Source organism: Methylobacterium sp. XJLW (assembly GCF_003254375.1).
Taxonomy (GTDB): domain Bacteria; phylum Pseudomonadota; class Alphaproteobacteria; order Rhizobiales; family Beijerinckiaceae; genus Methylobacterium; species Methylobacterium fujisawaense.
The window spans coordinates 5,641,397-5,654,447 of record NZ_CP016429.1 but is presented as its reverse complement, the minus strand read 5'-3'; the positions used below and the strand labels follow the sequence as shown (position 1 = coordinate 5,654,447).

14 protein-coding genes are annotated in these 13,051 nt (G+C 71.0%); 8 read left to right on the top strand and 6 right to left on the bottom strand.

Features of this window, described 5'->3' with window-relative positions; all coding sequences use genetic code 11:
- Positions 1–34 precede the first annotated feature (34 nt).
- Positions 35–982, bottom strand: a complete 948-nt coding sequence (locus tag A3862_RS26055; RefSeq protein WP_043756114.1) for a molybdopterin-dependent oxidoreductase — start codon at positions 980–982, stop codon at positions 35–37.
- A complete protein-coding gene (locus tag A3862_RS26050) occupies positions 979–1,839 on the bottom strand; it encodes a cytochrome b/b6 domain-containing protein (protein WP_043387667.1) in 861 nt (286 codons plus the stop codon). The genes A3862_RS26055 and A3862_RS26050 overlap by 4 nt, the downstream gene beginning before the upstream one ends.
- A 354-nt stretch (positions 1,840–2,193) precedes the next feature.
- Between A3862_RS26050 and A3862_RS26045 the strand changes: the two genes are divergently transcribed.
- The 3 genes from A3862_RS26045 (at position 2,194) to coaA (ending at position 4,575) form a co-directional block, all read left to right on the top strand.
- Positions 2,194–3,141 carry an aspartate carbamoyltransferase catalytic subunit gene (locus A3862_RS26045; protein ID WP_043356791.1) on the top strand — a complete coding sequence of 316 codons (948 nt, stop codon included), beginning with the start codon at positions 2,194–2,196 and terminating at the stop codon, positions 3,139–3,141.
- A gap of 124 nt (positions 3,142–3,265) precedes the next feature.
- A complete protein-coding gene (locus A3862_RS26040) occupies positions 3,266–3,589 on the top strand; it encodes a phosphoribosyl-ATP diphosphatase (protein WP_043356782.1) in 324 nt (107 codons plus the stop codon).
- Positions 3,586–4,575 carry a type I pantothenate kinase gene (gene coaA, locus A3862_RS26035; protein ID WP_043356784.1) on the top strand — a complete coding sequence of 330 codons (990 nt, stop codon included), beginning with the start codon at positions 3,586–3,588 and terminating at the stop codon, positions 4,573–4,575. The genes A3862_RS26040 and coaA overlap by 4 nt, the downstream gene beginning before the upstream one ends.
- A gap of 109 nt (positions 4,576–4,684) precedes the next feature.
- On the opposite strand, the gene thpR is transcribed toward coaA, so the two are convergent.
- Both thpR and A3862_RS26025 read right to left on the bottom strand, forming a co-directional pair.
- Entirely contained in the window at positions 4,685–5,224 is a 540-nt protein-coding gene (gene thpR, locus A3862_RS26030) for an RNA 2',3'-cyclic phosphodiesterase (RefSeq protein ID WP_043756116.1), read from the bottom strand.
- Positions 5,224–5,919: an arylesterase gene (locus tag A3862_RS26025; protein ID WP_442919065.1), complete on the bottom strand. Its 696-nt coding sequence runs from the start codon at positions 5,917–5,919 to the stop codon at positions 5,224–5,226. Before A3862_RS26025 ends, thpR begins: the two co-directional genes overlap by 1 nt.
- A 93-nt stretch (positions 5,920–6,012) precedes the next feature.
- Here A3862_RS26025 and A3862_RS26020 point away from each other — a divergent pair, with 93 nt between their 5' ends.
- Together A3862_RS26020 and A3862_RS26015 are read left to right on the top strand one after the other, a co-directional pair.
- Positions 6,013–6,714 (top strand): ABC transporter ATP-binding protein, encoded by a 702-nt coding sequence (locus tag A3862_RS26020; RefSeq protein WP_374701379.1) that lies wholly within the window; start codon positions 6,013–6,015, stop codon positions 6,712–6,714.
- The gene (locus A3862_RS26015; RefSeq protein WP_053610802.1) at positions 6,714–9,290 is read left to right on the top strand and encodes an ABC transporter permease; all 2,577 of its coding nucleotides are present in this window, start codon (positions 6,714–6,716) and stop codon (positions 9,288–9,290) included. Before A3862_RS26020 ends, A3862_RS26015 begins: the two co-directional genes overlap by 1 nt.
- A gap of 57 nt (positions 9,291–9,347) precedes the next feature.
- On the opposite strand, the gene A3862_RS26010 is transcribed toward A3862_RS26015, so the two are convergent.
- On the bottom strand, positions 9,348–9,827 hold the full coding sequence (locus tag A3862_RS26010; protein ID WP_052083557.1) for a hypothetical protein: 480 nt from the start codon (positions 9,825–9,827) through the stop codon (positions 9,348–9,350).
- A 35-nt stretch (positions 9,828–9,862) separates the two neighbouring features.
- Positions 9,863–10,147: a hypothetical protein gene (locus tag A3862_RS26005; protein ID WP_043355304.1), complete on the bottom strand. Its 285-nt coding sequence runs from the start codon at positions 10,145–10,147 to the stop codon at positions 9,863–9,865.
- A gap of 159 nt (positions 10,148–10,306) precedes the next feature.
- Here A3862_RS26005 and A3862_RS26000 point away from each other — a divergent pair, with 159 nt between their 5' ends.
- The 3 genes from A3862_RS26000 (at position 10,307) to A3862_RS25990 (ending at position 13,039) form a co-directional block, all read left to right on the top strand.
- The gene (locus tag A3862_RS26000; protein WP_043355306.1) at positions 10,307–10,894 is read left to right on the top strand and encodes a PAS domain-containing protein; all 588 of its coding nucleotides are present in this window, start codon (positions 10,307–10,309) and stop codon (positions 10,892–10,894) included.
- A 376-nt stretch (positions 10,895–11,270) separates the two neighbouring features.
- A complete protein-coding gene (locus A3862_RS25995; RefSeq protein WP_043355307.1) occupies positions 11,271–12,041 on the top strand; it encodes a Bax inhibitor-1/YccA family protein in 771 nt (256 codons plus the stop codon).
- Positions 12,042–12,136: 95 nt separating this feature from the next.
- Positions 12,137–13,039 (top strand): dihydrodipicolinate synthase family protein, encoded by a 903-nt coding sequence (locus A3862_RS25990; protein ID WP_111474106.1) that lies wholly within the window; start codon positions 12,137–12,139, stop codon positions 13,037–13,039.
- Positions 13,040–13,051: the final 12 nt, after the last annotated feature.

The window sequence follows — 13,051 nt, the reverse complement described above, 5'->3', positions numbered from 1 at the left end:
GTCGCGCATGCCCCGGCTGGCGCGGCGCCGAAACTCAGATCCCCGCGTACCATTCGTAGCCGCGGTCCTCCCAGTAGCCGCCGCCGCCCTGGCCGATGCCGTCGAGCGATTCCACCATCTCGACGCGCATCACGTACTTGGCCTGCTTGTAGCCGAGCTGGCGCTCGACCCGCAGGCGCAGGGGCGCGCCGTTGGAGACGGGCAGCGGCTTGCCGTTGAGGTCGTAGGCCAGGATCGTCTGCGGATTGAAGGCGTCGTAGAGGTCGATGCTCTCGTAGTAGCGGATCGGCGTACGCTTATCCTCGGGCTCCGCGGCCGGGCTGCCCTGGCCCCAATCGTCCTTGGGCGCGTCGGTGGCGGTGGGCGCGCCGCCCCAATCCTCGGCGGCGGCGAGCTGGATGTAGGCGTCGCGCACCGCGCCCGGATGCCCGGGGCGCCCCAGGAAGGCGCCGTCGCCGCCTTCGAGGCCGCCGCCGGCATATTCCAGCGTGTCGGCGCAGTGGAACACCGCGTAGCGCGCCTGCGGCTTCAGCCCGGCCCGCTTCAGCACCTCGGCGAGCGGCACGCCGGCCCATTGCCCGATGCAGCTCCAGCCCTCCACGCAATCGTGACGGGTGATCTGGGTCCGCGACGGCAGGGCGCGCAGGTCCGCGAGGCTCAGCGAGAGCGGCGTCTGGACGAGCCCGTCGACCGTGAGCTTGAACTCCGCGAACTTCTTGGCCGCGAGGGCCCGGTAGGCGCGGTCCGGCGGGTCGATGGTGCCGTTCGGCTTGAACCAGGGCGAGATCATCGCGGCCGGGAATTCCCGGGCCAGGGTCGTCGGCGACATCAGCAGGCGCTGGACGTACTGGTTGGCGTCCTCGCCGACCTGGAGGGTCTGCCGGCCCGCATCGGATCCGGCGAATCTGTCGCAGCCGCCGAGCAGGGCGGTGCCCATCAGGCCGGCACCGGCGGTGAGGAGCTTGCGGCGGTGGAGGATCATCGGGCACCTTCCCGGTCACGGCCGAGGCTGAACCAGCCGGTGATCATGCCGCGCATGTTGTTGACGAGGCCGGAGACCAGCACCAGCAGCACGTGGACCACCACGAACAGCACGATGAGCCCGGCGGCGATGAAGTGGACGCTGCGCGCCGATTGCCGGCCCCCGAACAGCTCGGTGAGCCAGGGCCAGGCGGCATCCATCCCGGGCGACATGGCGAGTCCCGCGAGCACCATCGCGGGTAAAAGGCCCAGCACCAGGACGAGATAGGTGAGCTTCTGGATGACGTTGTAGCGCTTGGCCTCCGTGCCCTCAGGGAAGCGCAGGAGCAGGTGCTCCTTCACGGAAGCCCCGAAGTGGCGGATCTGGTCCCCGTCCGGAATCAGGCGACGGCGGAGCTGGCCGCTGAACAGGCCGTAGGTGAGATAGACGGCGCCGTTGATCACCAGCAGCCACGCGAACAGGAAGTGCCAGCGGCGGCCCGTGGCGAGGTCCTGGTCGGCCGGCAGGGTCGCCCAGGACGGGAAGGCCCGCTCCACCTCCGTGCCGCCCTCACGCGACAGGCCGAGAACGCCCGTGGTGTCGAAGGTCCGCGTGCCGACCGTCACCACCCCGCGGCTCTTGCCGTCGCGGCCCTGATCGCTCGTGATGGCGAGCGCCGGGTCGTCGAAGGTCGAGACCGCGCCCCAGTAGAGCGCGGGGTGGGCGTTGAAGATCTGGAGGCCGCTCATCAGCAGCACGAGCAGCACCGCGGCGTTGATCCAGTGCGCCAGACGGATCACCAGCGGATGGCGGTAGAACCACCGGCGCCCCTGCCGGTCGACGGTCTCGGGGGCTTGGAGAGCAGGGGAGGCGGCCAAGAATCGGGTCCCGGTTGGGCGTCGCTGGGCCGGGGATCGTCCGAACCCCGACCGTTCGGGCCAATACGTGGCGCGAGGAGCACCGGTTACCATCGGGCGGAAAAAAGGCCGCAGGTCCCGTCCGGCTTCCCCGGCGCGGCGGCGGGCTGCAGGGCCTGCGGGGGCTCCAGGCACGGGGCCGAGGGCGGAGCGCGGCCTGACCCTTTCCGAGCGGACGCCAGCCGGGAGCTCACGCCGAGCCAGCCCCTGTGCGCCGGAGGACGCGTCCCGGCCTGAACCGCGATGGATGCGCGCGATGGATGCATCGGACAGCCTTGCCGGGACGGCGCGCCGCACCTACACCCGGGCCTCATCATGACGACGCCCGCGCCCCCGGCCTTCCCGCACCGGCACCTCCTCGGCATCGAGGGTCTGACCCGGCCCGACATCGAAGGGCTGCTCGACGCCGCCGAATCCGCCGTCGACCTCTCGCGGCAGGTGGAGAAGAAGCGCACGACCCTGCGGGGCCGGACGCAGATCAACCTGTTCTTCGAGCCCTCGACGCGGACGCAATCCTCCTTCGAACTCGCCGGCAAGCGGCTCGGCGCCGACGTGATGAACATGTCGGTCGCCTCGTCCTCGGTGAAGAAGGGCGAGACCCTGATCGACACCGCGGCGACGCTGAACGCCATGCGGCCCGACATCATCGTGGTCCGCCACGAATCGGCCGGCGCCGTGCACCTGCTCGCCCGGAAGGTCGACTGCGCGGTGGTCAACGCGGGCGACGGCGCCCACGAGCACCCGACCCAGGCGCTCCTCGACGCGCTCACCATCCGCCGCAACAAGGGCCGGATCGAGGGCCTGCAGGTGGCGATCTGCGGCGACGTCCTGCACTCGCGGGTGGCGCGCTCCAACATCATCCTGCTCCAGGCCATGGGTGCCCGGGTCCGCCTGATCGCGCCCTCGACGCTGCTGCCCGCCGGCATCGAGCGCTTCGGCGTCGAGACCTTCACGGACATGCGCAAGGGTCTCGTCGGCTGCGACATCGTGATGATGCTGCGCCTCCAGCGGGAGCGCATGAACGGTTCGTTCGTGCCCTCCGTGAAGGAGTATTTCCGCTATTTCGGCCTCGACGCCGAGAAGCTGGCGCTCGCCAAGCCCGATGCCCTGGTGATGCATCCGGGCCCGATGAACCGCGGCGTCGAGATCGCCTCGGACGTCGCCGACGGGGCGCAGTCGCTGATCCGCGAGCAGGTGGAGATGGGCGTCGCCGTGCGCATGGCGGTGCTGGAAGCGCTCGCCCGGCACCTCCCGAACGGCTGAGCCCCGGACAAAGCCCATCCGCCTTCACCCGCGCCGCTTGCTCGCAGGGCGGTCGTGGCGCAGTTTCCTGCTGAAATCCGGCCCGGAGCCGTATAAGGGGCCGGCGCAACATGCAGATCGCTTCATGACCGCCTACACGCTCGCCGACCTCGCCGCCCTCGTGGCGAGCCGCGCCGGGACCGATCCGGCCACCTCCTACACGGCCAAGCTCCTGTCCGAGGGCCCCGCCAAGGCGGCCAAGAAGCTCGGCGAGGAGGCGGTCGAGGCGGCGATCGCGGCCGTGCAGGGCGACAAGACCGGCCTGAGGAACGAGGCCGCCGACGTGCTCTACCACCTCGTCGTGCTGCTCCGGGCCGGCGGCGTGGAGCTCGAGGCGGTGATGGCCGAGCTGGAGCGACGGACGGCCCAGAGCGGCATCGCCGAGAAGGCCGCGAGGCGCCACGCGTGAACGCGGCCGCGCTGCCGGGCTCGGTCGAGGCGATCCTCGACGCGTCGGACCGGCTCTCGCCCTATCGCCGCTTCAGCCGGGAGGAATGGGCGCAGCTGCGCGCCGACACGCCGCTCACCCTCAACCAGGAGGATCTGGAGCGGCTGCAATCGATCAACGATCCGATCTCGGTCGAGGAGGTGGTGGCGATCTACCTGCCGCTGTCGCGCCTGCTGGCCCTCTACGTCGCGGCGACGCAGGGGCTGTTCAAGGCGACGCAGCGCTTCCTCATGGCCGAGCGCGAGACCAAGGCGCCCTACATCATCGGGCTCGCCGGGTCGGTGGCGGTGGGCAAGTCCACCACGGCCCGCATCCTGACCGCCCTGCTGGCGCGCTGGCCCAACACCCCGAAGGTCGACCTCGTCACCACCGACGGGTTCCTGCTGCCCAACGCCGAACTCGCCGCCAACGGCCTGATGGAGCGCAAGGGCTTTCCCGAAAGCTACGACACCGCCGCGCTGCTGCGCTTCCTCCACGACGTGAAGGCCGGCCACAAGCGCGTGACCGCGCCGCTCTACTCGCACCTCGTCTACGACCGGGTGCCCGGGGAGGAACGGGTGGTGGAGAGCCCCGACATCCTGATCGTCGAGGGCCTGAACGTGCTCCAGCCCGCCCGCCTGCCGCGGGACGGCACCGCGATCCCGTTCGTGTCCGACTTCTTCGACTTCTCGATCTATCTCGACGGCCACGAGGACGACCTGCACCGCTGGTACGTCACCCGCTTCATGAAGCTGCGCCAGACCGCCTTCCGCGACCCACGCTCCTACTTCCGGAAATACGCCGAGATCCCGGAAACCGAGGCGCTCGACATCGCCGACCGGCTCTGGACCACGATCAACCTGCCGAACCTGCGCGAGAACATCGTGCCCACGCGGCAGCGGGCGAGCCTGATCCTCACCAAGGGCGCGAGCCACCGGATCGAGAGCGTGGCGCTGCGGCGGCTGTAGGTCGGTCCAACCCTCCAGCTGATCCTGAGGTGACCGCGAAGCGGGCCTCGAAGGAGGTCTTCCGGGCCCACAGAGCCCTCTGGATGAGGGGAGGCCTGAAGCGGCCGCCTCACGCGAACGGAAAGTCCGCCTCCGCCACATACGGCCCACCCCCGGTCGATTCCCGCGCCGAGAACAGCGTCACCCGGTCAACCGCGAAGGCCAGCGGCGCGAAGACCGGCGCCTGCGACAGGTACATCGCCGTCGCCTCCGGCGTGGCGTCGCGGCGCAGCCGGGCCAGGGTGACATGCGGGGTGAACTTCCGCCGTTCCGGCTCGACCCCGGCGCGGCGCACCAGCCGCTCCTGCTCGGCCTGGAGATCCGTCAGCGCCGGATCGGCCACCACCGCCGCGTAGAGCGCCCGCGGCCTGTCGCCGCCGAAGATGCCGAGGCCGTCGAGAGTCACCGTCAGGGGCGGGCGTACCCGCATCTCGGCCAGCGCCTCCACGACATCGTCGGCGACGGTGACCTCGACATCCCCGAGGAAACGCAGGGTGACGTGAAAGTCGCCGGGCTCGATCCAGCGGGCGCCGGGCAGCCCGCCCTGGTAGGCCTTGAGGGCGTCGGCGACCGCCGGCGGCACGGCGAGCCCTGTGAACAGGCGCGGCATCAGCGGACCGGCGCCTGGCGGATCCGGTCCAGGAACGAATCGACCGTCGGCAGCATGCGCGCCGCGATCGTCTCCACGCCCTGCCGGTTCGGGTGGATCATGTCATCGAGGTGCTGCGCCCGGTCACCCACGATCCCGTCGAGGAAGAACGGGTAGAGGGTCAGCCCGTAGCGCTCGGCGAGGGCCGGAAAGATCGCGTCGAACCGCGCCTTGTAGTCCGGCCCGAGATTGGGCGCGGCCTGCATGCCGGCCAGCAGGACCGGGATGCCCCGGGCCTTCAGCCGCTCGATGATCGCCGACAGCGCCCCCTCGGTCACCTTCGGGTCGGTGCCGCGGAGCATGTCGTTGGCGCCGAGTTCGAGGATCACGCCCGCGGTCCCGTCGGGCACCGACCAGTCGACCCGGTCGAGGCCACCGGTGGCGGTGTCGCCGGAGACGCCGGCATTGGACACGGTCACGTCTTCGCCCTTGGCCTTGAGCAGCCGCTCCAGGACGGTGGGGAAGGCGGCATCGGCGGGCAGCCGGTAACCGGCGGTCAGGCTGTCGCCCAGGGCGACGAGCTTGACCGGGCCGTTCGGGGCGGCCTGCGGTGCCGTCATGAAAGGGACCATGAGGACGGCTAGCGCTGCGGCAAACAGGGCCGTGCGCCGGAACACAGCGCCGCCGTCATGGCGCGGCCCCAATGCGGATCCCATATCGCGGTGCCCCTGCGGCCCGTGCAGCCAAGTTCGCAGCCAACCGAGGACCTCGCGCGCCATGCTCGTCATCGCCCACAGATCGGCTCGCCCGTGAGCCAAGGCAAGGTGCTGCGCGATCCGGCGATCGCGCTGTCGAACATCGATCTCAGCCTCGGCCGCGGCGCCGCCCGGGTCCACATCCTCCGCGGCATCTCGCTCACCGTCGACCGCGGCGAGGCTGTGGGGCTCGTCGGTCCGTCCGGCTCCGGCAAGTCGACGCTTCTGATGGTCATGGCCGGGCTGGAGCGGCCCGATTCCGGCGGCGTGGTCATCGAGGAGACCGATCTCGTCCGCCTCGACGAGGACGCGCTCGCCCGCTTCCGGGGCCGGCGCATCGGCATCGTGTTCCAGGCCTTCCACCTCGTGCCGACCATGACGGCGCTGGAGAACGTGGCGCTGCCGCTGGAACTCGCCGACCGGCCCGGCGCCCACGAGCGGGCCCGCGCCGAGCTGGAGGCGGTGGGCCTCGGGCACCGGCTGCACCATTACCCGGCGCAGCTCTCGGGGGGCGAGCAGCAGCGCGTCGCCATTGCCCGGGCGGTCGCCCCGGATCCGGCGATCCTCGTGGCCGACGAGCCCACCGGCAACCTCGACGAGGCCACCGGCCGGCAGATCGTCGATCTCCTGTTCCGGCTGAAGCGCGACCGCGGCGCGACCCTGGTGCTCGTCACCCACGACAATGGCCTCGCCCGCCTGTGCGACCGCACGGTACGCCTGCGCTCGGGCCGGATCGAGGAAGCGGTGACCGCCTGATGCACGGCACGATCACCCGACCGGCCCCCGGGCCCCGCCGCCTCCCGCTCATCCTGCGGCTGGCGCTCCGCGAACTGCGCGCCGGCCTCACGGGCTTCGCGGTGTTCCTCGCCTGCATCGCGCTGGGCGTCGCGGCGATCGCGGGCGTGGCGTCGATCTCGCGCTCGCTCTCAGACGGGCTCGGCCGGGAGGGGCGGCGGATCCTCGGCGGCGACCTCGCCTACAACCTGATCAACCGCGAGGCCACCGACGCCGAGCGGCAGGCCCTGGCGCGGGAAGGCCGGCTCGATAGCGTCGCCTCCCTGCGGGCCATGGCGGTGGCGGAGAGCGGCGACGCGGCCCTCGTCGAGCTGAAGGCCGTCGACCCGGCCACCTATCCGGCGGCGGGCGACCTCGCCACCGACCCGCCGGGCCGCCTCGCCGACCGGCTGGCCGAACGGGACGGGGTGCCGGGGGCGCTCGCCGACCCGGCCCTGCTCACGCGCCTCGACGTCAAGGTCGGGGACCGGATCGCGCTGGCCGGGCACAAGGTGGCGATCCGCGGGACCATCGTGTCCGAGCCCGACAAGATCGCCGGCGGCATCGGCTTCGGGCCGCGGCTGATGATCTCCGAGCCGACGCTGCGCGCCACCGGTCTCGTCCAGCCCGGCAGCCTCAACCGCTGGAGCTACCGGATCCTCCTGCCGCCGGGCACGCCGGATGCCGATCTCGACGCCGCGCAGGCCCGGATCCGTGCCGCGACGCCGGAGGCGGGCTGGGAGGTCCGCTCGCGCAGCAACGCCGACCCGCGCTTCGCCAAGAGCATCGAGCGCTTCACGCAGTTCCTGACCCTGGTCGGGCTCACCGCGCTGATCGTCGGCGGCGTCGGCGTCGGCAATGCCGTCCACGCCTTCGTGGAGCGCAAGCGGGCCTCGATCGCGACCCTCAAGAGCGTCGGCGCGCCCGGCTCGCAGGTGGTCGCCCTCTACCTGACGCAGGTGATGCTGATCGCCGGGATCGGCACCCTGATCGGGCTCGCGATCGGCGCGAGCCTGCCCTTCCTCCTCGACGCGCTGTTCTCCGCCGACCTGCCGCTGCCCCTGAACCCGACGCTCGCCCCGGGCGAACTCGCGCTCGCGGCCGCCTACGGGCTCCTCACCGCCTTCGCCTTCGCGATCACCCCGCTCGGCCGCGCCCACGACGTGCCGGTCTCCGGCCTGTTCCGCGACACCGTCGATCCCGCACGGGTGAGGCCGCGCTGGCGCTACCGGATCTGGTTGGGCCTGAGCCTCGCGGCGCTGGTCGGCCTGTCGGTGGTCACCGCCTTCGACCGGCGCGTGGCGCTGATCTTCATCGCGGCGGCCGCCATCGCCTTCGGCCTGCTGCACGGGGTGGCCCTCGGCCTGATGGCGCTCGCCCGCCGCCTGCCGCATCCAAGCTGGCCCGCGCCCCGGATGGCGCTCGCCAACCTCCACCGGCCAGGGGCCCTGACGCCCGCCATCGTCCTGTCGCTGGGCCTCGGCGTGACGCTCCTCGTGACGCTCAGCCTGATCGACGCCAATGTCCGCCGGACGATCAGCGCGACCCTGCCGGCCCGCGCGCCGAACCTCTTCTTCCTGGACATCCCCTCGCGGGACGCCGCCCAGTTCCGCGAGTTCCTGGCGCGCGCCGCCCCGAACGGGAAGATCGAGGACGTGCCGATGATGCGCGGCCGGATCGTCGCCCTGAACGGCGTGCCGGCCAGCAAGATCCGGCCCCCGGAGGATGCCGCCTGGGTGCTCGACGGCGACCGGGGCATCACCTACGCCGACACGGTGCCGGAGGGCTCGAGCCTCACCGAAGGCGCGTGGTGGAGCGCCGAGCAGGGCGCCAAGCCGCTGGTCTCCTTCGAGGCCGACCTCGCCCGCCAGCTCGGCCTCAAGCTCGGCGACACCGTGACGGTGAACGTGCTCGGCCGCGACCTCACCGCGACGATCTTCAACCTGCGCCGGGTGGAGTGGCGCAATCTCGGCATCAACTTCGTGATGGTGTTCTCGCCGGGGACCTTCCGCGGCGCGCCGCATTCCGACCTCGCCACGCTGACGCTACCGGGCGGCACCGACGCGGCCGCCGAGAACCACATCCTGCGCGACGTCGCCAAGACCTTCCCGTCGGTGAGCGCCGTGCGGGTCAAGGACGCGCTGGACGCGATCGGCGACCTCGTCGGCCGGCTGGTCCTGGCGATCCGGGGGGCGAGCGCGGTGGCGGTCCTGGCGAGCCTGTTCGTTCTGGCCGGCGCCATCGCGGCCGGGCACCGGGCGCGGCTCTACGATGCCGTGGTGCTCAAGGTGCTGGGCGCGCGCCGGTCGCGGCTGCTCGCCGCCTACGCCCTCGAATACGCCGCCCTGGGCCTCGCCACGGCCCTGTTCGGCCTCATGGCCGGGACGCTCGCAGGGTGGGTGATCGTCGCCAAGGTCATGCACCTCGACTTCCGCCTCGACCTGTCGGGCGCGCTGGTGGCGGCGACGGCCGCCGTCGCGCTGGCGATCCTCCTCGGGCTCGCCGGCACTTGGCGGATCCTGGGGCAGAAGCCGGCGCCGTATCTGCGGCAGATCTGAGGAGCGCCTCCCGGTCCCGGGAGGACCGCCCGGGCGCTCAGACCCGACGGGCCGCCGTCAGCGCCAGAATGTCCACCAGGGCCGTCGCACGACGGGCACCTCGCGATAGCCGCTTCCCGAAAAGCCGTGCTGGAACGCCCCGGGCGCACTCTCCGCGACGTCCGCAGGCCGGGGGAACGGCTTGGAGCCGCCGAGCAGGAGGTTCTCGACCAGGAAATCGAGACACCGCGCCTGATACTCGGCTCCGTGCGTCGCGAGCATCGGCTCCGCGCACAGGGCCGACACGACGCGGTATGTCTCGCCGTGCCGCTCAAATCCGACCCGGTAGACGCCGAGGCCGGTCCAGCTCCGGTGGAAGCAGAGATCGAGTCCGTCGAGATAGATGAACCACTTGTCTTCCATCACCTCCGGACGCAGCCCCTTCGCCAGCTCCGCGAATTGGGCGGGGTCGAAGGCCGCGCGATAGGGGATCGGGGACATCGCCGCGAAGGGCAGGCGCTTCCAATCGTCCGGCTTCGCCGTCGCCCGTATCGCCATGTTTCCGGGGTCTCCAGCCTTTGCCGCCGGCGGCGTCAGCCCTCGGCCGGTTCCGAGCCGACCATCCCGAGGACCGCCTCGCCGAAGCGTCGGCGCGCCGCCGGATCGAGCTGGCGGAGATGGACCTTCACCAGAGCCAGGAGCCGCTCCGTCTCCCAATCGATCGCCGGCCGCGTGGCGGGGCCGCACCGATCCGGCTGGTAGAACGCCTCGATCGGAAGATCGAGGGACTGCGCGATTCGAATGAGGGCTTGGGACGACGCAGTGTCCGCTTTCGCGCCGGCAATCATGCGCAGACGTTCGAGCCCGTTCTCATCCATGACCGACCCTCGAACATCTCCAGGAAGGCGCAAATCGACCCACAGCACCGCGGAGTGCCCGACCGCAACTTTATCCGCAAGTGAACTCTTTGTCATTTGTGTGATATATTGGTACGGAGAAAGACGTTCGGGCTCCGGCCGACCAGAGGACCAACCGTCATGGGCATTACCGTCATCGATGGCTACGGGGAGGATACGGAGCGTCTCCGTGCCGCCCTCGAAGCCTCGTGCGTCGTGGGTGCCTGGGAATGGGACCATGTCGGCGGCCGTGTCGTCTACGATGAGGGCGCGGCCATGTTGCTGACCGGCACCCCCGACCTCGCCAATCGCCCGATCAGCGGACCGATGGCACTGGCCGCGGTGCATCCGCAGGACATGACCTGGCTGATGGACCACATGCTCCGGGCCGTCCGGTCCGGTGGACTGGTGCTGGCCGAGTACCGCGTCTTCAAGACGGACGGCTCGGTGCGATGGCTCCTCAGCCGCGGACGGACGCATCGGGACGCGGCCGGCCAGCCGGTCCGCTCGCACGGGATCCTGATGGACATCACGGAGATCCGGGACGGCGGCGATCGCTACGTCCTGGGCAGGCCTCCTTCGGGGGGCGCCCCGCTGGAGCGCGCGGCCGACCTGGCGATCGCGCTCAAGGAGACGCTCACCGACGATATGCCGGCCGAGGTGCAGGTCGCCGCCGAGCTGATGCTGCTGAGCCTGGGCCGCGCCTTCGCCCGCAGGGCCGCGCACTGAGCCCTGGACGTCCGGTCCGCCGGAACCCTGCGGACGGGCGGCGGTCGGCCCGCGCCGGACAAACCGGCGCGGGCGCTGCCGCGGGTGGCATCAGGAAACCGTTAAGACTGCTCGCACGGCTATCGAAACACCTGCATCCCGGCAACCGTCAGTCGAACGACACGCTTTGCAGCAGGAAATGCATTTTAATCCCTGCCCGGATGGACAAAAATACATCCTCCGGACACGGAAAACCCGGGCCGCAACCGTGGCCGGGGACTTGTGTCCAGGACGCGGGCGCAACATATTCCTGACCGAGGCGCCAGCCTGGCGCCAGAGGTCCTGCGTGGGCCTCGCCCGAACACCACGCTGAGAGAGCCTCCGCAAGGAAACTCCCATGGCATTCGAGAATAGCCCCTTCCGGTACGGCGCCCAGCAGCCGACCGGCTACGCCGGCACCCAGGTCGAAGTCGACCAGGGCCTGCGCACCTTCATGCTCGGCGTCTACAACAACATGGTCGTCGGGCTTGGCATCTCGGGTCTCGTCGCGCTCGGCCTGAACATGGCCTCCGTGGCGGCCTACCAGGGCACCCGCCCGATCCTGACCCCGTTCGGTCAGACCCTCTATCTCAGCCCGCTGAAGTGGGTCCTGATGCTCGCCCCGCTGGCGTTCATCTTCGTCTTCTCCATGCGGATGGACCGGATGTCGGCCTCCTCCGCGCGGACGATGTTCTTCGCCTTCGCGGCGGTGATGGGCGCCTCGATGTCCTCGCTCCTGCTGGTCTTCACCGGTGGCAGCGTGGTCCAGGTGTTCTTCATCACGGCGGCGGCCTTCGGCTCGCTCAGCCTCTGGGGCTACACCACGAAGCGTAGCCTCTCGGGCATGGGCTCGTTCCTGATGATGGGCCTGATCGGCATCATCCTCGCGTCGCTGGTGAACATCTTCTTCGCCTCGTCGGCCCTCCAGTTCGCCATCTCGGTGCTGGGCGTGCTGATCTTCGCGGGGCTGACCGCCTACGACACGCAGAAGCTCAAGGAGATGTATCTCTACGGCGGCTTCGACGGTGAGATGGCGGCCAAGATGTCGGTGAACGGCGCCCTGACCCTCTATCTCGACTTCATCAACATGTTCCAGTTCCTGCTGAGCCTGATCGGCGACCGCCGCTAAGCCGCAAGAACCGACCGTTGACAGAAACCCCGGCGGGCAACCGCCGGGGTTTCTTTTTGCCTCGCCGCACCGACCGGATGCGCTAAGCTCGGGCCATGCCCGCGCTCTCCGGCCTTTCCGGCCTCTCCGCCTTCCCGATCACCCCGAGCGACGCCGACGGTCGGGTCGATGCCGGAGCCCTGCAACGCCTGCTGGAGCCCCTCGTGGCCGCCGGGGTCGATTCGATCGGCCTGCTCGGCAGCACCGGGACCTACGCGTATCTGAGCCGCGACGAGCGCCGCCGGGCGGTGGCGATCGCCCGCGAGGCCGTGGGCGGCCGGGTACCGCTCCTGGTCGGCATCGGCGCCCTGCGCACCGACGAGGCCATCCGCCTCGCGCAGGACGCACGGGCGGCCGGCGCGGATGCGGGGCTGCTCGCCCCCGTCTCCTACACGCCGCTGACCGAGGCCGAGGTCGAGGCGCACTTCGCAGCCGTGGCGGAGGCGGGCGGATTACCCCTCGTCCTCTACGACAACCCCGCGACCACGCATTTCCGCTTCACGCCGGCGCTGATCGGCCGGCTCGCCCGCCGTCCCGGGATCGTGGCCGCCAAATGCGCCGCGCCGGCCCCGGCCGACGCCGCGGCCGGTGTCGCCGCCCTGCAGGCAACCGTCCCGGCGGGCTTCCCCCTCGGCTTCAGCGGCGACTGGAACGCGACCGAGGCGCTGATCGCCGGCGGCACGGCATGGTACAGCGTGGCGGGCGGCCTGTTCCCCCGGACCTGCCGCGCGATCGTCCGGGCCGTGGAGGCCGGCGACACGGACCGGGCGCGCACCCTGAACGCGGAACTGGAGCCGCTCTGGACGCTGTTCCGGACCCATTCCAGCCTGCGGGTGGTCTACGCCTTGGCCGATATCCTGGGCCTGTGCCGCGCCGAGCCGCCGCGGCCGATCCGTCCCCTGCCGCCGGAGGTCGTGGCCGAGATCGCCGCGACCGTCCGGCGGATGCCCCTGTCCTGAGGGGCGGAGCGG